The sequence below is a fragment of the Shimazuella soli genome (genome assembly GCF_022511585.1).
Lineage (GTDB): Bacteria > Bacillota > Bacilli > Thermoactinomycetales > Thermoactinomycetaceae > Shimazuella > Shimazuella soli.
This window is the reverse complement of record NZ_JAKWBN010000006.1, coordinates 72,267-93,996: the sequence shown is the minus strand read 5'-3', so window position 1 is coordinate 93,996 and position 21,730 is coordinate 72,267. Positions and strand designations below refer to the sequence as shown.

Sequence of the window (21,730 nt, the reverse complement as noted above, 5' to 3'; positions counted from 1 at the left end):
CCTCCCACGGTAACAAAAAACCGATCAGGCAAACATCTATTAAAATAACATAATATAACTCAAAAGAAAAGTTTTTTTGTTTGCTAAAGTTTTTCCACCTGTCCAAAATCGAGCTCCACAGGCGTATCCCTGCCAAACATATCCACTAAAACTTTTAGCTTTTCTCGATCTGCATCTATGCCTTCAATCTCACCAACTAAGTTTTCAAATGGCCCTTCGATCACTTTCACACTTTCGCCAAGTGCAAAATCGACGACTGTTTGAGCTTCTTCGACTCCCATTTGCTTAAGAATGGTTTGGACTTCATCAGGCAAGAGAGGAGTTGGTTTGGAGCCTGCACCAGCAGAACCGACAAAGCCAGTCACACCTGGAGTATTACGAACAACATACCACGAGTCATCAGTCATTACCATCTCCACAAGTACATAACCTGGGAAAACTTTACGCATGACAGTCTTTTTCTTTCCATCTTTATGCTCGATCTCTTCCTCCATCGGCACCATTACACGAAAGATTTTGTCCTGCATACCCATGGAGTCTAATCGTTTCTCCAAGTTGGTTTTTACTTTGTTTTCATAGCCGGAATATGTGTGCACCACATACCAATTCTTTTCCATACAACTAGGGAAAAAAACCCCTGTCCCCCCTTATGACGTCCATCTTACTTCTTAGTTATCAATTGGATTAGCTGTGCGATTCCCATATCTACGAGGAAGAAAAAGATGGTGAGGACTACAACAGCAGCAATCACAACAGTCGTATACTTGACCATCTCTTTGCGAGTAGGCCATTTTACTTTCTTAAACTCTTGGTAACTAGAGCGAAAGAAGCCAGTTGTTCCACTGACACTCTTCTTTATTCCGCGTCCAATATTTGTGAGTACAGCCATCTATCTTCCCACCCCAATTTACTTCGTTTCCCGATGTAGCGTATGTGAGTTGCAACGGGGGCAATACTTGCGGAGTTCCATCCGGTCTGGATGTTTCCGTTTGTTTTTGGTTAGCGCATAGTTGCGTTCACGGCAATCCGTACATGCAAGCGTAACATTTACTCGCATATTAGCACCTCCTCTTCATTCGTGTTTTAATAGCGCGATATCGATGAATACTCCCAATACCTAGAAAGGTATAGGTTTCTAACGAATCAACCATCTGGACGATAACGTTAGTGGAGTTGACACGTTGATGGACTGATTACCGAAGGGCCCCTCTATCCCATTGGTCTAGCCTTTGAGACTACTTTTACTCCCTTAGCCAAAATGAATCACATAAAAATGTATCTAGGCTAATTATTAATGGGGAATCTCTGTACAATTAGATAGAAAATACCCAAATTAGGTTAACATAATAGCGTTCTCAGGTCAAATGTCAATAGCAACCTATTACACGTCATCCACATATTCACAATAAAAAAATAAGGAGACTGGCGTTCTACCCCCGTCTCCGCTCTAAAACCTTTTGATTTATTACTGCTACTGAGGTTTGAATTATTTATTTTGACAACTCCACACGGCTAAAGCCATTGGATTCTTGGGACGGTAGTCTTGTGACTACTTCATTACCAAGCCAACCCCGTGAGCCCCACGGTTGAACAGGATATTTTATTACAACATGGAATAGACTACTGCTTGGTTTTCGCATTTCAGACCATCCATTACATGTAATTGGAAATAGTTTACCATGCGGATATATGTTCGTAAAGAATTTTCTCAAAAAAGTATTGGACTTTTGAGAGGGATAAATCCTCTCTAGACCAACGCTCGTTATCATCCCACGATTCAAACCTTGGGTTTTCTCACTCGCGAATCTATAAATTGAATACTTTTCTTACTACAAAGAAAGGAGTTTGTCCTTTTTTGTCGAATGTGTACAACATTGACACTAATAGCTTAAAGTGAGATTTCCTCAATATCTAAATACTTCTCTAACTTTCGCTTCACTCGTTGCAAAGCATTATCGATCGATTTGACATGTCGATTCAAATCGACTGCGATTTCTTGATAGGATCGACCATCTAAGTATAGCATAAGAACCTTACGCTCTAGATCGCTTAAAATTTGGGAAATCTTATCTTCAATGTCGCTATGCTCTTCTCGATTTATATATATTTCCTCTGGATTGGTACGCCCACCAGTCAAGGTATCATAGAGCGTCCGATCGGAGTCATCGTGACTTGGCTTGTCCAATGATACATACGAATTAAGCGGAATATGCTTCTGTCTCGTTGCCGTTTTGATAGCGGTAATGATTTGTCTTGTGATACACAGTTCTGCAAACGCTTTAAAAGAAGCTAACTTGTCCCCCCGAAAATCGCGAATGGCTTTGTATAAGCCTATCATACCTTCTTGCACAATATCCTCGTGGTCCGCACCAATTAAAAAGTACGACCGGGCTTTTGCTCTAACGAAGTTTTTGTACTTATGAATAAGATACTCTAGAGCTTCCTGGTCTCCTACACGTATATCTCTAACTAGTTCCTCATCGCCCAACTGATGGTAGAGAACTCTCCTATCCAAATCTCTAGGACTGCTAGATAGTAGGTCAATGCTCAAAATATTTCCCCCTGACCAAGTCGCATTTCAAAATGGCAGTTCTTATTATATTGAATTGAAACAAAAACGTCAATTTTTCATCTATTTTTTTCTGCGCAATTTCTCCAATTTATACCTAAGTGCTTCAGGAATACTTTCCCATAAAGGATTTTTTGCTGCTTTTGGTGTATGTTTGGATTGGAGCTGATTTGCTATTCCAATCTTTGACTTAGCGAGCTGCTCGATAAACTCTCGAGCAGAAATACGATAGGCACCAAGGCCTAACACCATGCGCTGTTCCAAAAAATCGGAAGTAGCCACATAAATATGACGCTTGTCATCCTTATATTTGCTAACAAAATGTTCAATCCATTCATCTGCTGTTTCTTCTTTATTGGTAAACACAATCTTGATTCTTTTTTCTGGGTCTTTCGTTCGCAGGCCCTTTATCCGGTATGCGTCAAATACGACAAATGTCTTCATTCCGGAAACCGCTTGATACTCCATCAAATCATGAATCAATTCTTCACGTGCAACTTCTATATCCTCACTATATTTGGGATTAGCACGGATAATGTTGTATCCATCGACTACCAGCCATTCTTCCATCCTTACGTACCCTGGATATTACGGCTTTGGAGTACTTGATACAGCATTACACCTGTGGCAACAGAAGCATTCAGCGAAGATACTTTCCCTTTCATAGGAAGATGAACCAGAAAGTCACACTTTTTCTTTAGTTGCTGGCTGATTCCTTGTCCTTCATTGCCAATAACTAAAGCTACAGGCATATTATAGTCAACGCTGTCAAAAGATTGCTTAGCTTCTCCATCTGTTCCAACTAACCAAATTCCTTGCTCTTTTAGATATTCCGCTGTTCGATTGATATTGGTCACCTTCGCCACAGGAACATATTCGATCGCACCAGCCGATGTTTTTGCTACTGTTGCGGTGAGTCCTACAGCACGTCTTTTTGGAATGATGACGCCATGCACCCCTGTCGCATCTGCTGTTCGCAATACTGTCCCCAAATTATGAGGGTCTACGATTCCATCCAGCAACAACAAAAACGGCGTCTCTCCTTTTTTCTTAGCAGTGGACAGGATTTGCTCTAACGAAGCATATTGGTAACTGCTCACTTGCGCTGCTATACCCTGATGACTTTGATTTTCTGCTACCTGATCGACTTTCGAACGGGGAACCCAGTGATAAGGAATCTTCTGTGCTTCCAATTGCCGAACTAAATCTTCTACACTCTTTTTCTTTAGTCCCTCTGCTAACCATACCTTTTCCATATCTCTACCCGCTGCGGTTGCTTCCAAAACAGCATGTTTGCCAAAAATCCAATCCGCCATTATTTGCTCATCTCCCTCTCTAATGGTCCAAGGTCAATCAACATCTGCATAATTTCTTGCAATCTATCTGCTTGTCCCATCAAATATAAATAACCAAGTAGTGTCTCTAGACCTGTACCTTGGCGGTATTTTCCTACATCGGCTCGTCTGGAAATACTTGTAGTTTTGGCATTTCGACCGCGCTTGTATACCGCAATTTCATCTTCTGTCAATTGATCCATTATCATTTGGATCGCATGTGCTTGTGCGGCAGCAGAAACATATCGAATGGCGATTTGTTGTAACCTTTGAGGTTTTACTTCTCCAGAAGCAACTAAATGATGCCTAACATATAGCTCCTGAACTGCATCCCCAATATACGCAAGAGTTAGTGGCGGGAGCTCATCAGGCTTACGCTTGAGAGCTCCTAAAGTACCTAACAGAGTTTGTTCCATCATTTTTTCTTCCACCTAACACCTTGAGGTGTATCTTCTAAAATGATACCAGCAGCTAATAATTTATCTCGTATATCATCTGCCCGCTGGAAATCCCTAGATTTACGTGCATCTTGTCGTTCCTCAATCAAACTTTCGATATCCGACTCTAACACATCTTCTGCACGTGTCTCCACTAAGCCTAGTACGTCTTCCCCATAAGTAGCAAACCAACTTAGTAAAGCATCGATTGATTCTTTGCTTAAAACCGGCTGTGCTAACCATTCATTTGCCACTCGAACTGCTTCAAAAAGAACAGTGATGCCGTTTGCTGCATTAAAGTCGTCGTTCATTTCTTCAGTAAATTGTTTGGATAATTGATTCAATTGTGTGCTCAATGACTCAGGAACAGGCCCAGAAAGCGAAATCTGCCGACGGTGCCGCAAGTTATCTACTGCTGTCTGCAACCGCTCTGTACTTTGTTCTGCTTGTTTCATCACTTCAGATGTAAAATTAATTGGGTTGCGATAGTGAGCAGAAAGAAGAAAATAGCGAATTGCTTTTGGAGAATACATTTTTCGCATATCCACGACACGCATCACATTCCCAAGGGATTTGGACATTTTTTCGTTTTCCATATTGATAAAACCATTGTGTAACCAGTAACGAACAAAAGGTTTATCATTTAATGCTTCACTCTGTGCTATCTCATTTTCATGGTGCGGAAAGCAAAGATCGATACCTCCTGCATGAATATCTAAGGTTTCTCCTAAATATTCCTTAGCCATAACAGAGCACTCAATATGCCATCCTGGACGACCTGCTCCCCAAGGTGTATCCCAACTAATTTCCCCTTCTTTGGCACGTTTCCACAGAGCAAAATCAAAAGGATGTTCTTTCCTTTCATTTACTTCGACTCGTGCCCCTGATTGCAGATCTTCCAGCGATTGATGAGATAGTTTTCCATAACCATCTTGGCGAAGGGTACGGAAATATACATCTCCATCCACTTCGTATGCTTTCCCTTTTTCGATCAATGTTTGAATCGCATCGATCATCTGGGTAATATGCTCTGTTGCTTTTGGATGCACATCTGCCCGATGGACACCTAGTGCATCCATGTCTTCAAAATAAGCATCCGTATACTGCTGTGCGATTTGAGCTACACTTTTCCCTGTTTCAATAGATGCTTTAATCAACTTATCATCTACATCGGTGAAATTTTGCACATAGGTAACTTTATATCCAAGATGCGAAAGATATCGCCTGACCACATCAAAAAAAACAAATACACGAGCATTCCCAATATGAATGAAATTGTAAACGGTTGGACCGCAAACATACATAGAAATGCTCTTATTCTTTGATTCAAAAGTCTCTTTCTCTTTACTCAATGTGTTGTAAACTTTGACTGCCATCTGTTGTTTTGCCCCCTGTGTGTCTCTTTAAGCCTTCTACTTCTTTCCGCAATTCATCGATCTCTTCTTGAATAGCACGAAACATCTCAGCTACTGGATCAGGTATGTTTACATGATCCATATCTGCTTGCACTCTAACTCCATCTTGGACAACAACGCGCCCTGGTACTCCTACAACAGTAGAATTTGCCGGAACATCTCGTAAAATTACCGAACCTGCACCTATTTTGGCACATCGTCCCACTCGAATGGAGCCAAGAATTTTCGCCCCAGAAGAAACCATCACATGATCCTCTAGTGTAGGATGCCTTTTCCCTTTTTCTTTACCTGTACCTCCCAATGTCACTCCTTGAAAAATCGTCACATAATCGCCAATTTCACATGTTTCGCCAATTACAACTCCCATCCCATGGTCAATAAAAACGCCTTTACCGATAGATGCACCAGGATGAATCTCAATTCCAGTAAAAAAACGACTTACTTGAGAAATAATTCTGGCCAAAAGAAATGCTTTGTGACGATAAAGAAAATGAGCGATGCGATGAGACCAAAGTGCGTGAATACCCGAGTAAGTAAGGATTACTTCCATTGTCGTCCTCGCAGCTGGATCTCGATCAAACACTGCTTGAATATCAGCTTGGATATTTCGTTTACAATCTCTCCACTTACTGAGAATGGACAAAATAACCAGTCCTTTCTAACAAAATAACCGCCCCTGTAGCAATGCTACAGAGACGGAAAAAATCCGCGGTCCCACTCTGCTTGGAAAAAACATAGTCCCACTTTTGACTGATAACGGCAGTTACCGGATTATCCTACTTGTCTTTTCAGATAATCACTCATAGGTGCATTTCAAGTAGTCGACATAAAGCTTTGCATCAACCAGCTTCTTTCTAGAATGTCGAGCTACTGTACTTTTCCTAATCATCGTTTTTATTACATTCTATTCTGTTGTAGCTAAATATGTTTGTCAAGATTTTGACACTAATGACACCACAGCCATGGATGCAATTCCTTCTTCTCTTCCTGTAAACCCTAACTGCTCCGTAGTAGTGGCTTTTATATTTACTTGATCCTTTTTAGCTTCCAGCAACCCGGCGATGCGCTCGATCATTTGTGGAATATAAGGAGCCATTTTAGGTTTTTGTGCAATGATCGTAGCATCTAAATTATTTAAAACATAACCTTTTTCCTTCACCATCAACCATACATTGCGAAGCAAAACAGCACTATCTGCACCTTTGTAAGCCATATCTGTGTCTGGAAAATGCCTGCCAATATCCCCAAGTGCAAGGGAACCCAATATTGCATCTGTTATCGTATGTAATAAGACATCTGCATCAGAGTGACCAATCAACCCTTTTTCATAAGGAATGGAAATACCTCCTATAATCAAAGGACCTTCGCCACCAAGTTGATGTACATCAAATCCTTGTCCAAATCGAATCATGTTGTCTGTACGCTACCTTTCCTTCTCTTGGCCAATATTGCCTCACCCAAAAAAATATCATCTGGGGTAGTTATTTTTATATTTGTATATTCTCCTCGAACCACTTTTACTGAGTCCCCGAGCATTTCCACAAGCATTGCATCATCAGTAGCTAATACATCTTGCGACTCTGCCCGCTGATGTGCCCCTAGCAGCAATTCTCTATCGAACATTTGAGGGGTTTGTATAATCCACAATTCTTTGCGGTTTAACGTCTCTTCCACTATCCCAAATTCGTTTACTCTTTTAATTGTATCCTTTACAGGAACTGCAAGCGTTGCCGCTGGCTGGTTTTCGTTCACTGCTTGAATAAGAGTTGTTATCTCATCTGCTGTCACAAAAGCGCGCACCGCATCATGCACCAGCACCCATTCTGTAGGTGTTGCTGTAACTCCAGCATAAACACTATTTTGCCTTTCTTTGCCACCCATCACAATTCGTTTTACTTTTTTTAAATGGTATTTTTGGATAAGATGCTCGACATGATTATAGCTAGCTTCATTGGTTACAACACTGATCTGTGAAATCAAGGGATGCTGTTCAAATACCTCCAATGAATGGATCAAAATCGGCTTTTTAAGTAACTCCAAAAACTGTTTAGGAGTAGTGCTGTTCATTCGTTTGCCAATACCTGCTGCTAAAATCACTACACCAATCGCCACCATACCTACTCCTTTTTGTATCTAACTAATTTGCATAAGAGGACTTCCACCTATAAGTTGGTGTTCACATCTATTTTAACATGCTAAGTATTCATTAAAAACGGTAACTCAAATGAGGATACCATACTTTTGGAAAACATAAAACAAGCCCAGTATACTAACTGGGCTACAAAGCACGTTCTAATAACTTCGGTTTAGCAAAAATCATACGACCCGCTGAAGTCTGAAGCACACTGGTAACTAAGACATCAATCTCGTCTCCAATAAACTCACGTCCACCTTCAATTACAATCATCGTACCATCATCTAGGTAAGCAACCCCTTGACCATGTTCTTTCCCATCTTTGATGACTTGTACATGAATCTCTTCACCAGGTAAGACAACAGGTTTCACTGCATTTGCCAAATCATTGATATTTAATACTTTCACACCCTGAAGTTCACAAACTTTATTGAGGTTAAAGTCATTGGTCACTACTTTACCACCAAGTACTTTCGCCAACTTCACTAGTTTGCTGTCTACCTCTTGAATATCTTCAAAATCCCCTTCGTAAATCATCACTTTTACGTCCAGTTCCTTTTGAATCTTATTCAAGATATCCAAACCGCGGCGGCCCCGATTTCGTTTCAACAAGTCCGAAGAATCAGCTATATGTTGTAACTCTTCCAATACAAAACCAGGTATTACGAGTGTGCCTTCTAAAAATCCAGTTCGGCAAATATCTGCAATTCTTCCATCAATGATAACACTCGTATCTAAAATTTTGTGTTCTTGTATAGCTGCTGCTTGTTTTTCTCTTTGTTTTGCTTTTTCTCTAGATTGTCTTCCTAAAGTAAAAACAGTAATTAGTTCATCACGCTTTTTATAACCTACACGAAAACCGATATATCCGAGAAAACCGGATAATACAAAAGGTAATACTCGTGACACCCCGGGAATAGGCAGAGAAGACAATGGCTGCTGAATTAAGAAAGCAATAATAAGTCCAAAGATGAGACCAAGCGCACCAAAAAGTCCATCTGCCGCAGGAATCTTTACTAGTCTTTCCTCAACCCATTTAATCCATGATACAATAGGGTCAGCCAACCAGATGGCTGCCACAAAAAGAATGATTGCCCCAAGAATAGCTCCAATCAAATGTGGTACAGGAACTTCGCCAAAATTAAGAGGAGACCTGAGAAGCACCCCGAACAACTTTGGTCCTAAGTAATATCCAGCAGATGCTCCAGCAAGTGCGAAGGCGAGTTGTACGAAACGTTTCATCATGGGGCTTCACCCCCTCTCTTATCAACTCTAGTTGTTATCATTATAAACAAATCGTAATCAGAATAATCAATCCAAGGAAAAATATTTTTGAAAATACACTTTCCTCATTCTTCAGACACAGTCTGAACCTGAAGACTAACATTAAAGAAAAAAGCACTCGAAGTCTATACTTTTCAGAAAAAGACACGAAAAATTTTTATTGCTGCTCTTGACTGGTCATCGCTCCATCTATTAGTTCAAAGGCCTGTTCTTCTTCTAGATCTTTTGCAAGAACAAACTCACTGATCAATATTTGCTTTGCATTGTCCAGCATTTTTCGTTCGCCAGTAGACAAACCTTTTTCGCCATCTCTTTTCATAAGAGAACGGACAACTTCAGCAACATCATAGATGTCTCCTGTCTTCATTTTATCTAAATTTGCGCGGAACCTTCTGTTCCAGTTTGTTGTGTCATCATCTTCAAACTGTCTCATACGTTGCAGGACGAGCTCTACGGTGTTATCATCAATTACTTCACGCAAACCGATGGAATCCACATTTTTAAGTGGTACCATCACCTTCATATCCCCAATCGGCATACGCATAATATAATATTGTTGACGTTCACCCAAAATTTCTCTCTCTTCGATTGACTCAATAACTCCGGCTCCATGCATTGGGTAAACCACCTTGTCACCTATGTTGAACAATTGGGCCACCTCCAAAGACAATGTCTATTTCCAAGATATCACAAAGCGGGTCTTATGTCAAATCGAAACAAATAAAACATATTAGCACACTAATTAGAATGCGTCAACGACTTTTTTATGATTTCTTTACAAGGAAAAGGGACCTTTCCTATAACTCCATAAAAAACACTAAATTAGATACCAAAAACGATTTGCATTCTAATCTGTAAGTCATTTGTAAACATATAGACTTCAGTTCAACCTCTATTCTAAAGTAATTTCCCCAAACAGGAGAGCTCAAATACTAAGAGTCCCGTTTATTTTAGCAGACAATCATGGAGATATTATGGAGACCACTATGAAAGTTAGTTTACAAATAGAAAAGCTTGTCGACATAGAGGTCGACAAGCTAATAACCTAATCTTCGATAGGCTCTTCATTTTTGTTTTCCCGTTTCTTCGTGATTGATTTTTTCAATCCATAAAGAGCATAAAAGGCAAGTGGTACAAAGATAACGAGTGGTAATTCTGCTGGATAAAAAATCGCAGCGATTGCAATCGCAACAACAAAAATAGCAGAAATCCATAGAAAAGCTTTTGGCGTTTTCATTTTCTTAAATGCTGGATACTTGATTTGACTCACCATCAAGTAAGATAAAAATAACATCCCGATCACCATAATATAGTGATTCCCTACATACTTATCATACAGCGCCATGGTAGCCAGTATTCCACCTGCTGCAGTAATTGGCAAACCGATAAAATACCCTTTCGGTCCCGTCTGAACATTAAAACGCGCAAGTCTAAGCGCTCCACAAATAGGGAATATCGCAGTTATAAACCATCCTTGGGCTCCAAAACCATTTAAAACAGAAACATACATAATAATTGCTGGGGCAACCCCGAAAGTTATAACATCAGATAATGAGTCCAGTTCTCTACCAAATTCACTCTGTGTGTTTAACATACGAGCTACTTTACCATCTAAACCATCTAGCAACATACCGATAATAACCATGATAGCTGCATATTCCCAGTGAGTATTCATCGCTAATAAAATAGCCATGATTCCTAAAAATAAATTCCCCACTGTAAATAGACTGGGTAAAACTCTTGCAAACATAACGCCTGCTACTATAAAACAAAGAAAAATGTCTTTTCAAAATAAACACCAAATCAAAAAGTTCATTCCTTAGAGAAAAAGACATCTTCCTAAAGTAGCAGGATTTCACCTCCTTTTCTTAAATTTGGAGTTGGGAATTTATGCTTCCCACTACTCGAGCTTTTTTATAACTGCTATTTCTACTAGTAATAGTAAACTTAATTCAATAGAGCATTTGATTAAAGTATATAGATAAATGAGATGAAACAAGCTTATACCAATAACTTTGGTCTCTAAAATATATCTCATGTATGAGGATTGGCAAAACATCTTGTCCCTTTCTCTCATACATAAAGACATTTTATCACAACTAAAATTGTCATTCACCAAAATATTCAATTTTAAATACAAACCTATATGACTCATAGGTGACGATCAATAAACACCTGACTGCGGATTCGCTTTAAACCGTCTTGTACAGCTTTTGCTCGGACAGCCCCAATTCCTTCTACCTCGTCTAACTCTTCCATTGTTGCCAATATAATTTGCGGCAACACTTCAAATCGCTCTACTAATTTTTGTATTACCGTATTAGGAATGCGAGGGATTTTGCCCAATATCCGATACCCTTTAGCAGATACAGATTCTTCTTGCAAATTGAGTGGACCTGTATAACCGAGCAGTTTAGCGACTACTTGGTGATCTAATAACTCATCTGCTGTTAATTGTTTGAGAGAGCCAAAAACATTTTTCGGGTGATACTGTTCTTGATCAATGGCATAGTCTTTTACAAGTAAATACGCTTCCTGTTCCATATTTCCCATCAGTTCATCTAATTGCATGCGAATGAGTCTGCCTTCTATTCCTAATTCATGGATATAACTATCAATTTCACGCTTTACCCGAAGAACCATCTCCATCCGTTGCAGGACATTAGTCACTTCATCTAATGTAACTAATTCTTCAAACTCCAGAGCGCTTAAATTGGTTGTGGCTTGATCTAAAACAGATTTATATTTTTCTAATGTCTGTACAGCTTGATTTGCTTTTGTTAGAATGACGCGAATATCTTTTAATGAATAGCGTACGGTTCCTCTATACAATGTGATGGTATTACGACGTTGAGAAATGGACACGACCAACTTACCAGTTTGTCTGGCAGTTCGTTGTGCTGTTCGGTGACGAATTCCCGTTTCGGTAGAGGGGAGTGTAGCACTGGGGACGAGTTGCGCGTTCGCATACAAAATACGTTTTCCATCATTGGATAAAATAATCGCACCATCCATCTTTGCTAATTCATATAAAAATGCAGATGAAAATGGACAATCAATATGAAAACCACCATCTACAATATCTGCAACTGCATTATCATAACCCATCACAATGAGAGCACCAGTTTTCGCACCTAATATATTATCCAAACCTTCACGAAAAGCAGTACCTGGTGCTATTAGCGTTAACATATCATCAATATGTGCTGTTTTTTCCTCTCGCAACTTATTTACCCTCCCAATGCGACTTCCAATGCTTCTTTCAATGTTTTGACTCCAATTCGTACAATTCCTTCTGGTGGATTCCATCCACGCATGTTTTTTTCTGGAATAATAACATTTGAAAAGCCCATTTGCCATGCCTCGGCAACTCGTTGTTCAATTCGACTGACGCCTCGTACTTCCCCTGTCAAGCCAATCTCCCCAATAAATAAATAATCAACCCCTATTGGGCGATCACGAAAACTAGAAGCAAGACTTAAAGCAATCGCTAAATCAATCGCAGGTTCATCCAGTTTCACCCCGCCGACAACATTTAAAAATACATCTTGCTGATGAAGCGAGAAACCTAATCTTTTTTCGAGCACTGCCAACATCATGCTTACGCGATGATGATCAACACCTGTTGCCATCCTTTTTGGAATTGCATTGCTCGTAGGTGTAACTAGTGCCTGTAGTTCTACTAACACTGGCCTTGTCCCTTCAATACTTGCTGCCACTGCCGTACCAGGTACCCCTACAGGACGTCCTGCTAAAAATAATTCTGAAGGATTTCCTACTTCCACCAGTCCTGTCTCTTTCATCTCAAAAACACCAATCTCATTAGTAGATCCAAAACGGTTTTTTACAGCTCGCAGCACCCGGTATGTATGATGTCTCTCTCCTTCAAAATAGAGAACAGAATCTACCATATGTTCCAACATTCTCGGTCCAGCAAGCGCCCCTGCTTTGGTCACATGCCCAACAATAATAATAGTAACTCGCTTTTCTTTCGCTAGCCGCATCAACTGGCTTGTACATTCTCTCACTTGCGAAACACTTCCAGGTGCAGAAGTGATTTCTGGATGATACATCGTTTGAATGGAATCAATCACAACCAATTTTGGGGAATTCTCATCTACCAGTGCTTCAATAGCAAGTAGATCTGTTTCCGCAGCTATGAGTAATTGATCTGACAATGCTTCCAATCTTTCAGCTCGAAGTCGAATCTGTTCCATCGATTCCTCACCAGAAACATACAAAACTGGCATGCCGCCATCGGCTAAAAGATGCGTAGACTGTAACAACAGAGTAGACTTCCCAATGCCTGGGTCGCCTCCCACCAGCACCATTGACCCTGGAACCAATCCACCTCCTAATACCCTATTTAACTCTCTCATGCGAGTATCATAACGAGGTGTTTCTAACTTCTCTACTTTCGTAATGGGAACAGCCTTTTCTTTTGCCTTTCGGCTCTCTCTACTCTTCGTTTGCTTGTTTCCACCTGTTATCACTTTTTCCTCAACGAGACTATTCCATACACCACAACCCGGACAACGCCCCATCCACTTTGGTAATTCATAACCACATTCCCCGCACACAAATACACTCTTGCTTTTAGCCACATTTATTCATTCCTTGTCCCAGCTTTTGTTAATCATTATAACACCAAACACATGATGCTTTTAAAAATTACGAGGAGTGAGATAAACTATAAATATAGACCAAAGGAGGAATGAAAAATGTTTATTGCACATTTACACTACCAAAGACCAATCGATGTGATAAATAGTCATGTTCAAGCCCACCGCGATTATTTAGACACGCTATATGCGACTGGCAAATTAATCGTTTCAGGACGAAAAGCAGATCAAACTGGTGGAGTAATTGTATTTGCTACCTCTGATCGATCCGAAGTAGAAGCTATTATTGCAAAGGATCCATTCCATTCCCTCGACTTGGCTACATATGAATTAATAGAATTTGATCCAGCGAAATATGATCCTAAATTTGCAGATATATATTTATAATAAAAATACTATCATTATTAAAAGTATGATTCTCTTTTAAATCTACCATATCTACCGTTGATTTTCAGCAATCTCTCTTCTAAAGAAAAAAGCGGCTTTTCGCCGCTTTTTTTACGTTGTACTAACATTTGCTTTTTCTACGACTAATTCTCCATCTTTCAGATCGATCGTTACTTTATCTCCACGAACAATGTTCCCTTTTAACAATTCCTCTGAAAGTCTATCTTCCACATGCTTTTGGATAGCACGACGTAGTGGACGTGCTCCATATGCAGGATCAAAACCTTCTTTTGCTAAATGCTTTGTTGCTTCAGGAGTCATCTCTACATGAATATTTTGCTCTGCAAGACGTTTTCTTAGTTCTTCAGACATCAAGCTTACAATCTCACTTAGATGTTCTTCTTTCAAGGAATGAAATACAATCACATCATCGATCCTGTTTAAAAACTCAGGACGGAAGCTTTTTTTCAATTCTTCCATCACATTTTGTTTCATTCGTTCATACTCATCTTTACTATTGTCTCCAATGGTAAAACCGAGTTTTGTATTTTTTCCGATTGTGGATGCACCAACATTTGATGTCATAATGATAATGGTATTGCGGAAGTCGACAGTACGACCTTTGCTGTCGGTTAAACGACCATCTTCTAGAACTTGAAGTAACACATTGAATACTTCTGGATGCGCTTTTTCAATTTCATCAAAGAGTACTACAGAATATGGTTTACGGCGAACTTTCTCTGTCAACTGTCCACCTTCATCATAACCTACATACCCTGGAGGAGATCCAACGAGACGGCTAGTCGAATGTTTCTCCATATACTCGGACATATCAATCCGAATCATAGCATCTTCGTCACCGAACATCGATTCTGCCAGTGCGCGAGCAAGCTCGGTCTTCCCTACTCCTGTAGGTCCTAGGAAGATAAAAGAACCAATTGGACGTTTAGGGTCTTTTAAGCCTGCACGAGCACGACGAATAGCACGCGCTACGGAAACTACTGCTTCTTCTTGACCGATTACTCGATTGTGCAGGATGTCTTCCATTTTGAGTAATCTTTCTGTCTCTTCTTCTGCCAGTTTTACTACTGGTATACCAGTCCAGTTTGCCACAACATCTGCAACATCTTCTGCTGTTACAGCTGAATCTGTTTTTCCTTGATCTTGTCTCCAACGATTTCGAGTTGTCTCTAATTCTTCACGAAGTTTTTGTTCTTTATCCCGAAGGGAAGCTGCTTTTTCAAACTCCTGACTCTGAACTGCAGCATCTTTTTCTTTCTTCACTTCTTCCATCCGTTGTTCCAATTCTTTTAACTCTGGGGGAACGGTATAGGAAGAAAGTCTGACTTTAGAAGCTGCTTCGTCAATCAGATCAATTGCTTTATCTGGCAGATAACGGTCCGTAATATAGCGATCCGAAAGTTTAACAGCTTGTTTAATCGCTTCATCGGTGATTTTCACACGGTGGTGAGCTTCATAACGATCACGAAGTCCTTGGAGAATAAGGATGGCTTCTTCTTTAGAAGGCTCATCAACGGTGATGGGTTGGAAACGGCGCTCTAATGCAGCATCTTTTTCAATATATTTACGGTATTCATCAAGTGTAGTTGCACCTACACATTGAAGTTCTCCACGTGCCAATGCTGGTTTTAAGATATTGGATGCATCAATTGCCCCTTCTGCTCCACCAGCTCCAATCAGAGTGTGCAGTTCGTCGATAAAGAGTATAATATTGCCTGCCTGACGAATTTCATCCATGATTTTTTTGAGACGATCCTCAAATTCCCCGCGATATTTCGTTCCTGCTACTACTGTACCCATATCAAGTGTCATCACCCGTTTGCCACGGAGTGTTTCAGGGATATCTCCTTCAACGATGCGCTGAGCCAAGCCTTCTGCAACAGCTGTTTTCCCCACTCCAGGCTCCCCGATGAGTACAGGATTGTTCTTGGTTCGACGAGACAGCACTTGGATCACACGCTCAATCTCTTTGCTTCTGCCGATTACTGGGTCTAGGTTGCTCTCTCTAGCGGATTGGGTCAAATCACGAGCCAAACTGTCCAATGTAGGTGTATTGGCGCTCATTTGTGTCCCTCCTTGATGAGATGAAACGGTCTCTGAACTCCCAAGTAATTGTAAAACTTGACCACGTGCTTTGTTCAAACTAACACCAAGGTTGTTAAGTACTCTTGCAGCAACTCCCTCTCCTTCTCGGATCAAGCCGAGGAGAATATGTTCGGTTCCGACATACGTATGACCGAGTTTACGAGCTTCATCCATAGACAACTCGATTACTTTTTTCGCTCTTGGTGTGTAAGCAATACTCGTAGGTTGACCGCTTCCACGTCCGATTAGGGTTTCCACTTCTTTTTGAATTTTTTCCATGCCAAGCCCTAGTGCAACCAATGCTTTAGCTGCAATGCCGTCGCCTTCACGGATTAGACCCAAAAGAATATGTTCCGTACCGATATTGGTATGACCAAGACGAACTGCTTCTTCTTGTGCTAAAGAAAGAACTTTTTGTGCTCGTTCGGTAAATCGTCCAAACATCATATCGCTTCACCTCTTCTATTTATCTTTTTTACTCTCTTTCCATTCCAATTCTTTCCCGAATTAACTCAGCTCGACGAACATCCCGTTCTTCCGCACCTAATTTTTCACCTGCATATTGCTGTAAAAAACCTGGTTGGATCAATACCATTAACTCATTCATCACTGATGACGGAACTCCTGTCAACAACCCCAAATCGATCCCCAATCGAACATCAGACAGACGTCTCATTGCCTCTTTGGAGTCAATAATTCGGGCATGAGCCAGTATACCTAAAGAACGGTTCACTCTATCTTCCAATTGGATCGAAGACATACCGAGCAATCTTTCACGAGCCTGTTTTTCATGATCGATCATTTGGCGTACTACGCCTTGCAATTTATCGATGATCTCTTCTTCTGACTGACCAAGTGTCACTTGGTTGGATACTTGGTACAAGTTGCCTAACGCTTCGCTTCCTTCCCCATAAATCCCCCGTACTGCTAAGCCCACTTGGGTAATCGCAGGAATAAATCGATTTAATTGCCCAGTCATCGCTAAAGCTGGCAAGTGGATCATCACGGAAGCTCGAATACCAGTACCTACATTCGTAGGACAGCTGGTTAAATATCCACACTGTTCATCAAAAGCAAATGTCACATGCTTTTCTAACCAATCATCTATTTGAGATGCCAACTTCCAAGCCTTCTCTAATTGAAAACCTGGAAATAAGCATTGAATTCGTATATGATCTTCTTCATTCACCATAATGCTGACAGACTCATCTTGACTAAAAAGTACTGCTCCAGATGTAGATTCCTCTGCCAAGTGAGGACTAATCAGGTGTTTTTCTACCAAAACTCGCTTTTGGAGTTCGGTCAAGTCTGCCATTTCGATCAGTTCCGCATTCTCCAAAATCTCTGGAATATCATCTTTGGTCAATGCTTCCTTAATAAGATGGGTCACTTCTTCCAACTGGGAGGCGGTACTGAGCATAGGAAATGGCATATGTGCTAAGTTTCGAGCTATGCGGACCCTGCTGGAGAAGATCACATCAGACTCAGCACCTTTTACCTTCATCCATTCACTCACAGCATTTTCAAGAAATTGATTTAATGACATTTCTACCGCCTCCTTACTCCGAAAGCCGTTCCTGTAGAGAACGAATTTGATCTCGAAGTTGTGCTGCCTTTTCAAACTCCTCCAACTCCACCGATCGAGCGAGTTGTTCACGAAGTTTTTCTAGATCTTTTTTGATTTTTAGTTCGCCTTTTGTACGCTCTGGAATCTTACCGTGGTGAGTGGTAGACCCATGAATGCGACGAAGAAGCGGGTCTAAACGATCACGAAATGTTTCAAAGCAATCGCTACAGCCAAACCGCCCTATTTTACTAAATTGATTATACGTTAACCCGCATGTCGCACATCTTGGGACAGTCTGCTGTGCGATATTGGGAGATTCACTTGAAACCATATCAAAGTTTAACAATCCAGATAACAGGTTATGAAACGAGAAGCCACTGTCAAATCCAGGCATATACTCGCCTTTTTCCTGTGCACAAACCTCACATAAGTGAGCTTCTGTCTTCTCTCCATTTACGATCTTCGTATAATGAAGGGTCGCTGGACGTTTTCCACACTCAGGACAAAGCAAGTTCATCAACCTCCTAACTTTCCAAACAGAATGGAGATCATCGATCGTAACATACGGGCCCTTACCTCATCGCGAATAGGAAGTGGCAGTTGGAGTGTTTCCCGGGAAATAATGCTTTTGATCAGAACTGCTTCACGCTCGGTCAACAACTTATCTCCCACTAAACGACTGAGAACATGCTCTGCAGTCAATTGAGGGATCGTCTCTCCGATATGAAGCAATAGATCTGCAAAATACTCCTTTTGGGATTGAAGTCTCACGCGGCGAATGCGAATAAATCCGCCTCCACCTCGTTTGCTCTCCACCAAATATCCTTTTTCGACGGTAAATCTGGTACTGATCACATAATTGATTTGCGAAGGAACGCATTGAAACTCATCGGCTAATTCACTTCGCTTGATCTCTACCATCCCGCTGTCACTTGCTGCTAGCATCTGTTGTAGATATTTTTCGATGATGTCCGAAATATTCCCCACACGGACACCCCCTTGCTGACTTTGACTAACTTTGACCTTACGTTATTATTATACATCAACTATCCAAAATGGCAATGCTTTTTCTTATTTTGGGTCTATTTTTTGACAAATATACAAAAAAAGCTAACCCGCTCGGGTTAACTTGTTTTTCTAGCATCTATATAAAAGTTCATTATTATTCGCACGGGGGCAGCAGATTGCTCGAAAGCGATCAGCGCCCCCCCTCCGGCGGTAGCCGGAGGGGTTTGACCGTGTGCGTGCGATGCGCAAGGAGTCGTGACCCTAGGCGGCAGCCTTGGAGTTGTACTTCTTGTTGTACTCCGCTGCTTCCTTCCCCGAGATCCGGTTTGCCGGGTCAGCCTTCTTCAGCTGGCTGATCTCCCGTCGAGAAAGAGGCTTATGCCCCTCCTCATCGCGGGTGTCGTAGCGCCTCCTCAGCTCAGTCATCTGGTCGGAGACAGGCTTGGCCTTGGGTTCGGGCTTGGAAGTGGACAGATTCTCCTCCGAAGGGCGCTCCTTCAGCAGCTGCATCAAGAGCTCATGGGTACCGATGTACCTCCGCTCACTGTCAGTGAACAGGAAATCATGCCTCAGCATGATCTTCTTCATGATTCGCAGGAGAAGATCCATTTGGATGACCTCTTCCTCTTCATCCTTCAACTCACAGACCACACCCTTGAGGATGTTGTCCTTGAGCTTCTTCTCAAGCTGAGCCTTACTCCTTTCGAAGATCAGGGAGCTGTCCCCAGACTTTGCACGGGGATTGCCACCCTTGTTAGAGCCGGACTTGCTATTACCCACCTCCGGAGTGGGCCTCTGCTTGATCTCCACCTTCGCCTTGGGCTTGTAACCGCCTTCCCGCTCAGAGTGGCGCCCAGCGATCTCCTTCTGAAGTTCGCCCAGGTCCACACCCTTGGGGATCGAAGACGAAGAATCGTTCGACGCACCGCGATCCATGATCTTCGGAGTGAACTCCGATTCTGACTCGGAAACCGGCTGACCATTCAAGATCGCCTTCACTTCCTCCTGCTTGTTCGGCGGGAGGTTGTTGAAGAGCTCCTCCAACTGCCGGGTTGTGAGGAGATCCGAGAAGAGTTCCATGCGGGTGAGAATCTCCACCCAATCCGAGTACAGGTTGTACCTGCCCGACCTGACCTTCTGACGAAGGTCCACTACCTCCTCAGGCAGCTCGGACTCGTCGATGACCTTGACCTTGGTGGACTGAGTACCGGACTCCTCCACCGTGGCCTCCGAACGACGCTGCACGTGGAGAGTCGGCTTCTGAGGCATACATGCCGGGCTGACCTTCGGCTTCTCGGTGACCTCGGACTCGTCGGCCCTGGGCTCCTCGGTAGCTTCGGGCTTGTCGGCCCTGGGCTCCTCGGTGGCTTCGGGCTGCTCGGCCCTGGGCTCCTCGGTGGCTTCGGACTCGTCGGCCCTGGGCTCCTCGGTGGCTTCGGGCTGCTCGGCCCTGGGCTCCTCGGTGGCTTCGGGCTGCTCGGCCCTGGGCTCCTCGGTGGCTTCGGACTCGTCGGCCTTGGGCTCCTCGATGGCTTCGGGCTGCTCGGCCCTGGGCTCCTCGGTGGCTTCGGGCTGCTCGGCCCTGGGCTCCTCGGTGGCTTCGGGCTGCTCGGCCTTGGCTTCGTCCCTCTTCTTCTTGTTCCAGATCCTCAGGAGCGGACCGTTCTTGATGAAGCTGATGTCGTCGTCGGAGAATTCGGCCGTCGACACCCTCGGGTTCTTCAGAGCCTTCTTCAGCCTCTGAATACGCGCGATCTTGTCTTCCTTTCGCTGCGTGACCTTGGCTCCGGACACCGCCTCGGTGTCCTCGGCGGTGGGAACGGCCGGAACAGCCACCTGCATGCCGATGATTTCGGCTCCGGTGGTTTCCATCCTCCTGCGTGCCTCGATGGTGTCCTTGAGGTTTGCGATGTACGCATTGAGCTGATTCCTTTCCTGCAAAGCAGCGGTCAGCAGCTCTTCCAGAGCAGAGATGTGAGTCATGAGGATACTCCTCGTGTTTGGGTGCATCTTGATGCACACGGTCGGTAAATCCTACAACCATCTTACATTATTCACAATTTACTGGTCAATAAAGAATAATACTGTAACTCCGCTCCATACAACACTTCTCGACATCAATAAACCTGCTCCACACGAGTGATCCCTTCCATATGCTGCAACTCCTCTAACAACTGGGCATCCAGTTTCGTTCCTTTTATTTTTATCGTAAAAGTGATCTTTGAAGTATCATCACCATCTTCTTCAATTCGAAGCTTTTTTATAGAAACGCTTTTGCTTTTTCCGATGATCTTGACCATCTCACTCAAACGCGTAACGTCATTATCTGTCCACACTTCTAATACAGCCCTCGTCTTTTTGTTCCAAAACATCCGGTCCAGCCATCTGCGGATAATGAGTCCAATAAATACGATCAATGTCGTGATAGCTGCTGGAAAGTAGAAGCCTGCACCAGTAGACAGGCCAACAGCTGCTACTACCCAGAGCGAAGCTGCTGTAGTCAACCCGCTGACTGTAACCCCTTGGCGCAAAATGGTCCCTGCACCTAAGAAGCCAATCCCGCTGACCACCTGTGCGCTGATCCGGGAAGGATCAAACGTAAAATGAGGGAGATGAACAAAGTCAGAAAATCCATAGATCGAAATAAGCATGATCAAAGCTGATCCTACGGAGACCAATATATGGGTACGAAAACCTGCTGGAGAATGGTTTATCTCTCTTTCCCAGCCGATAAACCCGCCCATCAATGCAGCCATAAACAATCGCTCGGTCAAAATCCAATAGTTAGGGTATAAAACATCGTACATATCCCCACACTCCTTCCTCCATACCAATACCCTTTTTTAGTATATTTTTATACAAAAAAT

At 42.4% G+C, this 21,730-nt stretch carries 24 protein-coding genes and 1 other annotated feature; of the genes, 1 reads left to right on the top strand and 23 read right to left on the bottom strand.

Features of this window, described 5'->3' with window-relative positions; all coding sequences use genetic code 11:
* Window positions 1–83: 83 nt before the first annotated feature.
* From nusG to radA, 17 genes are all read right to left on the bottom strand, one after another.
* Window positions 84–617, bottom strand: coding sequence for a transcription termination/antitermination protein NusG (gene nusG / locus MK805_RS13400; RefSeq protein ID WP_240876393.1), 534 nt, complete (start codon window positions 615–617; stop codon window positions 84–86).
* A 44-nt stretch (window positions 618–661) separates the two neighbouring features.
* Window positions 662–889, bottom strand: coding sequence for a preprotein translocase subunit SecE (gene secE / locus MK805_RS13395; protein ID WP_240876392.1), 228 nt, complete (start codon window positions 887–889; stop codon window positions 662–664).
* Between the two features lie 18 nt (window positions 890–907).
* Complete coding sequence (gene rpmG, locus MK805_RS13390; protein ID WP_083964250.1) at window positions 908–1,057, bottom strand: 50S ribosomal protein L33; 150 nt, start codon at window positions 1,055–1,057, stop codon at window positions 908–910.
* Window positions 1,058–1,490: 433 nt separating this feature from the next.
* Window positions 1,491–1,640, bottom strand: coding sequence for a hypothetical protein (locus tag MK805_RS13385; RefSeq protein WP_240876391.1), 150 nt, complete (start codon window positions 1,638–1,640; stop codon window positions 1,491–1,493).
* Between the two features lie 248 nt (window positions 1,641–1,888).
* Window positions 1,889–2,551, bottom strand: a complete 663-nt coding sequence (gene sigH / locus MK805_RS13380; RefSeq protein WP_202404907.1) for an RNA polymerase sporulation sigma factor SigH — start codon at window positions 2,549–2,551, stop codon at window positions 1,889–1,891.
* Between the two features lie 81 nt (window positions 2,552–2,632).
* The gene (locus MK805_RS13375) at window positions 2,633–3,139 is read right to left on the bottom strand and encodes an NYN domain-containing protein (RefSeq protein WP_240876390.1); all 507 of its coding nucleotides are present in this window, start codon (window positions 3,137–3,139) and stop codon (window positions 2,633–2,635) included.
* Between the two features lie 2 nt (window positions 3,140–3,141).
* A complete protein-coding gene (rlmB, locus tag MK805_RS13370; protein ID WP_240876389.1) occupies window positions 3,142–3,885 on the bottom strand; it encodes a 23S rRNA (guanosine(2251)-2'-O)-methyltransferase RlmB in 744 nt (247 codons plus the stop codon).
* Window positions 3,885–4,322 carry a Mini-ribonuclease 3 gene (locus MK805_RS13365; protein WP_338057509.1) on the bottom strand — a complete coding sequence of 146 codons (438 nt, stop codon included), beginning with the start codon at window positions 4,320–4,322 and terminating at the stop codon, window positions 3,885–3,887. Before MK805_RS13365 ends, rlmB begins: the two co-directional genes overlap by 1 nt.
* The gene (cysS, locus tag MK805_RS13360) at window positions 4,319–5,716 is read right to left on the bottom strand and encodes a cysteine--tRNA ligase (protein WP_240876388.1); all 1,398 of its coding nucleotides are present in this window, start codon (window positions 5,714–5,716) and stop codon (window positions 4,319–4,321) included. Before cysS ends, MK805_RS13365 begins: the two co-directional genes overlap by 4 nt.
* Entirely contained in the window at window positions 5,685–6,398 is a 714-nt protein-coding gene (gene cysE, locus MK805_RS13355; protein WP_240876387.1) for a serine O-acetyltransferase, read from the bottom strand. The genes cysS and cysE overlap by 32 nt, the downstream gene beginning before the upstream one ends.
* A 45-nt stretch (window positions 6,399–6,443) precedes the next feature.
* Window positions 6,444–6,653: a binding site (T-box leader), on the bottom strand.
* Window positions 6,654–6,686: 33 nt separating this feature from the next.
* Complete coding sequence (ispF, locus tag MK805_RS13350; protein WP_240876386.1) at window positions 6,687–7,166, bottom strand: 2-C-methyl-D-erythritol 2,4-cyclodiphosphate synthase; 480 nt, start codon at window positions 7,164–7,166, stop codon at window positions 6,687–6,689.
* Window positions 7,163–7,870: a 2-C-methyl-D-erythritol 4-phosphate cytidylyltransferase gene (ispD, locus tag MK805_RS13345; RefSeq protein WP_240876385.1), complete on the bottom strand. Its 708-nt coding sequence runs from the start codon at window positions 7,868–7,870 to the stop codon at window positions 7,163–7,165. Before ispD ends, ispF begins: the two co-directional genes overlap by 4 nt.
* Before the next feature lie 163 nt (window positions 7,871–8,033).
* Entirely contained in the window at window positions 8,034–9,134 is a 1,101-nt protein-coding gene (locus tag MK805_RS13340) for a PIN/TRAM domain-containing protein (protein ID WP_240876384.1), read from the bottom strand.
* 196 nt (window positions 9,135–9,330) lie between these two features.
* Window positions 9,331–9,831, bottom strand: a complete 501-nt coding sequence (locus MK805_RS13335; RefSeq protein WP_338057508.1) for a CarD family transcriptional regulator — start codon at window positions 9,829–9,831, stop codon at window positions 9,331–9,333.
* 387 nt (window positions 9,832–10,218) lie between these two features.
* Entirely contained in the window at window positions 10,219–10,923 is a 705-nt protein-coding gene (gene pssA / locus MK805_RS13330) for a CDP-diacylglycerol--serine O-phosphatidyltransferase (protein WP_240876382.1), read from the bottom strand.
* Between the two features lie 401 nt (window positions 10,924–11,324).
* Complete coding sequence (gene disA, locus MK805_RS13325; RefSeq protein WP_255724646.1) at window positions 11,325–12,398, bottom strand: DNA integrity scanning diadenylate cyclase DisA; 1,074 nt, start codon at window positions 12,396–12,398, stop codon at window positions 11,325–11,327.
* A 5-nt stretch (window positions 12,399–12,403) separates the two neighbouring features.
* Window positions 12,404–13,777 (bottom strand): DNA repair protein RadA, encoded by a 1,374-nt coding sequence (gene radA, locus MK805_RS13320; protein ID WP_240876381.1) that lies wholly within the window; start codon window positions 13,775–13,777, stop codon window positions 12,404–12,406.
* A gap of 117 nt (window positions 13,778–13,894) precedes the next feature.
* Here radA and MK805_RS13315 point away from each other — a divergent pair, with 117 nt between their 5' ends.
* Window positions 13,895–14,182: a YciI family protein gene (locus tag MK805_RS13315; protein WP_240876380.1), complete on the top strand. Its 288-nt coding sequence runs from the start codon at window positions 13,895–13,897 to the stop codon at window positions 14,180–14,182.
* 111 nt (window positions 14,183–14,293) lie between these two features.
* Here the strand turns inward: MK805_RS13315 and MK805_RS13310 are convergent, their stop codons facing one another.
* From MK805_RS13310 to MK805_RS13285, 6 genes are all read right to left on the bottom strand, one after another.
* Window positions 14,294–16,735 carry an ATP-dependent Clp protease ATP-binding subunit gene (locus MK805_RS13310; RefSeq protein ID WP_240876379.1) on the bottom strand — a complete coding sequence of 814 codons (2,442 nt, stop codon included), beginning with the start codon at window positions 16,733–16,735 and terminating at the stop codon, window positions 14,294–14,296.
* Window positions 16,736–16,763: 28 nt separating this feature from the next.
* Window positions 16,764–17,834 (bottom strand): protein-arginine kinase McsB, encoded by a 1,071-nt coding sequence (locus MK805_RS13305; protein ID WP_240876378.1) that lies wholly within the window; start codon window positions 17,832–17,834, stop codon window positions 16,764–16,766.
* Window positions 17,835–17,847: 13 nt separating this feature from the next.
* The gene (locus tag MK805_RS13300) at window positions 17,848–18,366 is read right to left on the bottom strand and encodes a protein-arginine kinase activator protein McsA (protein WP_240876478.1); all 519 of its coding nucleotides are present in this window, start codon (window positions 18,364–18,366) and stop codon (window positions 17,848–17,850) included.
* A 5-nt stretch (window positions 18,367–18,371) separates the two neighbouring features.
* Window positions 18,372–18,842 carry a CtsR family transcriptional regulator gene (locus tag MK805_RS13295; RefSeq protein WP_240876377.1) on the bottom strand — a complete coding sequence of 157 codons (471 nt, stop codon included), beginning with the start codon at window positions 18,840–18,842 and terminating at the stop codon, window positions 18,372–18,374.
* A 282-nt stretch (window positions 18,843–19,124) separates the two neighbouring features.
* The gene (locus MK805_RS13290; RefSeq protein ID WP_240876376.1) at window positions 19,125–20,846 is read right to left on the bottom strand and encodes a hypothetical protein; all 1,722 of its coding nucleotides are present in this window, start codon (window positions 20,844–20,846) and stop codon (window positions 19,125–19,127) included.
* A 134-nt stretch (window positions 20,847–20,980) separates the two neighbouring features.
* Window positions 20,981–21,670 (bottom strand): MgtC/SapB family protein, encoded by a 690-nt coding sequence (locus tag MK805_RS13285; protein WP_240876375.1) that lies wholly within the window; start codon window positions 21,668–21,670, stop codon window positions 20,981–20,983.
* Window positions 21,671–21,730 lie beyond the last annotated feature (60 nt).

Excerpts from the sequence above, each read along its gene's own strand:
- MK805_RS13375 (WP_240876390.1), bottom strand. The coding sequence starts at position 3,139 with ATGGAAGAATGGCTGGTAGTCGATGGATACAACATTATCCGTGCTAAT.
- secE (WP_240876392.1), bottom strand. The coding sequence starts at position 889 with ATGGCTGTACTCACAAATATTGGACGCGGAATAAAGAAGAGTGTCAGT.
- MK805_RS13385 (WP_240876391.1), bottom strand. The coding sequence starts at position 1,640 with ATGCGAAAACCAAGCAGTAGTCTATTCCATGTTGTAATAAAATATCCT.
- MK805_RS13310 (WP_240876379.1), bottom strand. The coding sequence starts at position 16,735 with ATGATGTTTGGACGATTTACCGAACGAGCACAAAAAGTTCTTTCTTTA.
- MK805_RS13365 (WP_338057509.1), bottom strand. The coding sequence starts at position 4,322 with ATGATGGAACAAACTCTGTTAGGTACTTTAGGAGCTCTCAAGCGTAAG.
- rlmB (WP_240876389.1), bottom strand. The coding sequence starts at position 3,885 with ATGGCGGATTGGATTTTTGGCAAACATGCTGTTTTGGAAGCAACCGCA.
- MK805_RS13315 (WP_240876380.1), top strand. The coding sequence starts at position 13,895 with ATGTTTATTGCACATTTACACTACCAAAGACCAATCGATGTGATAAAT.
- MK805_RS13340 (WP_240876384.1), bottom strand. The coding sequence starts at position 9,134 with ATGATGAAACGTTTCGTACAACTCGCCTTCGCACTTGCTGGAGCATCT.
- ispF (WP_240876386.1), bottom strand. The coding sequence starts at position 7,166 with ATGATTCGATTTGGACAAGGATTTGATGTACATCAACTTGGTGGCGAA.
- MK805_RS13305 (WP_240876378.1), bottom strand. The coding sequence starts at position 17,834 with ATGTCATTAAATCAATTTCTTGAAAATGCTGTGAGTGAATGGATGAAG.
- rpmG (WP_083964250.1), bottom strand. The coding sequence starts at position 1,057 with ATGCGAGTAAATGTTACGCTTGCATGTACGGATTGCCGTGAACGCAAC.
- cysS (WP_240876388.1), bottom strand. The coding sequence starts at position 5,716 with ATGGCAGTCAAAGTTTACAACACATTGAGTAAAGAGAAAGAGACTTTT.
- pssA (WP_240876382.1), bottom strand. The coding sequence starts at position 10,923 with ATGTTTGCAAGAGTTTTACCCAGTCTATTTACAGTGGGGAATTTATTT.
- nusG (WP_240876393.1), bottom strand. The coding sequence starts at position 617 with ATGGAAAAGAATTGGTATGTGGTGCACACATATTCCGGCTATGAAAAC.
- ispD (WP_240876385.1), bottom strand. The coding sequence starts at position 7,870 with ATGGTGGCGATTGGTGTAGTGATTTTAGCAGCAGGTATTGGCAAACGA.
- MK805_RS13290 (WP_240876376.1), bottom strand. The coding sequence starts at position 20,846 with ATGACTCACATCTCTGCTCTGGAAGAGCTGCTGACCGCTGCTTTGCAG.
- MK805_RS13285 (WP_240876375.1), bottom strand. The coding sequence starts at position 21,670 with ATGTACGATGTTTTATACCCTAACTATTGGATTTTGACCGAGCGATTG.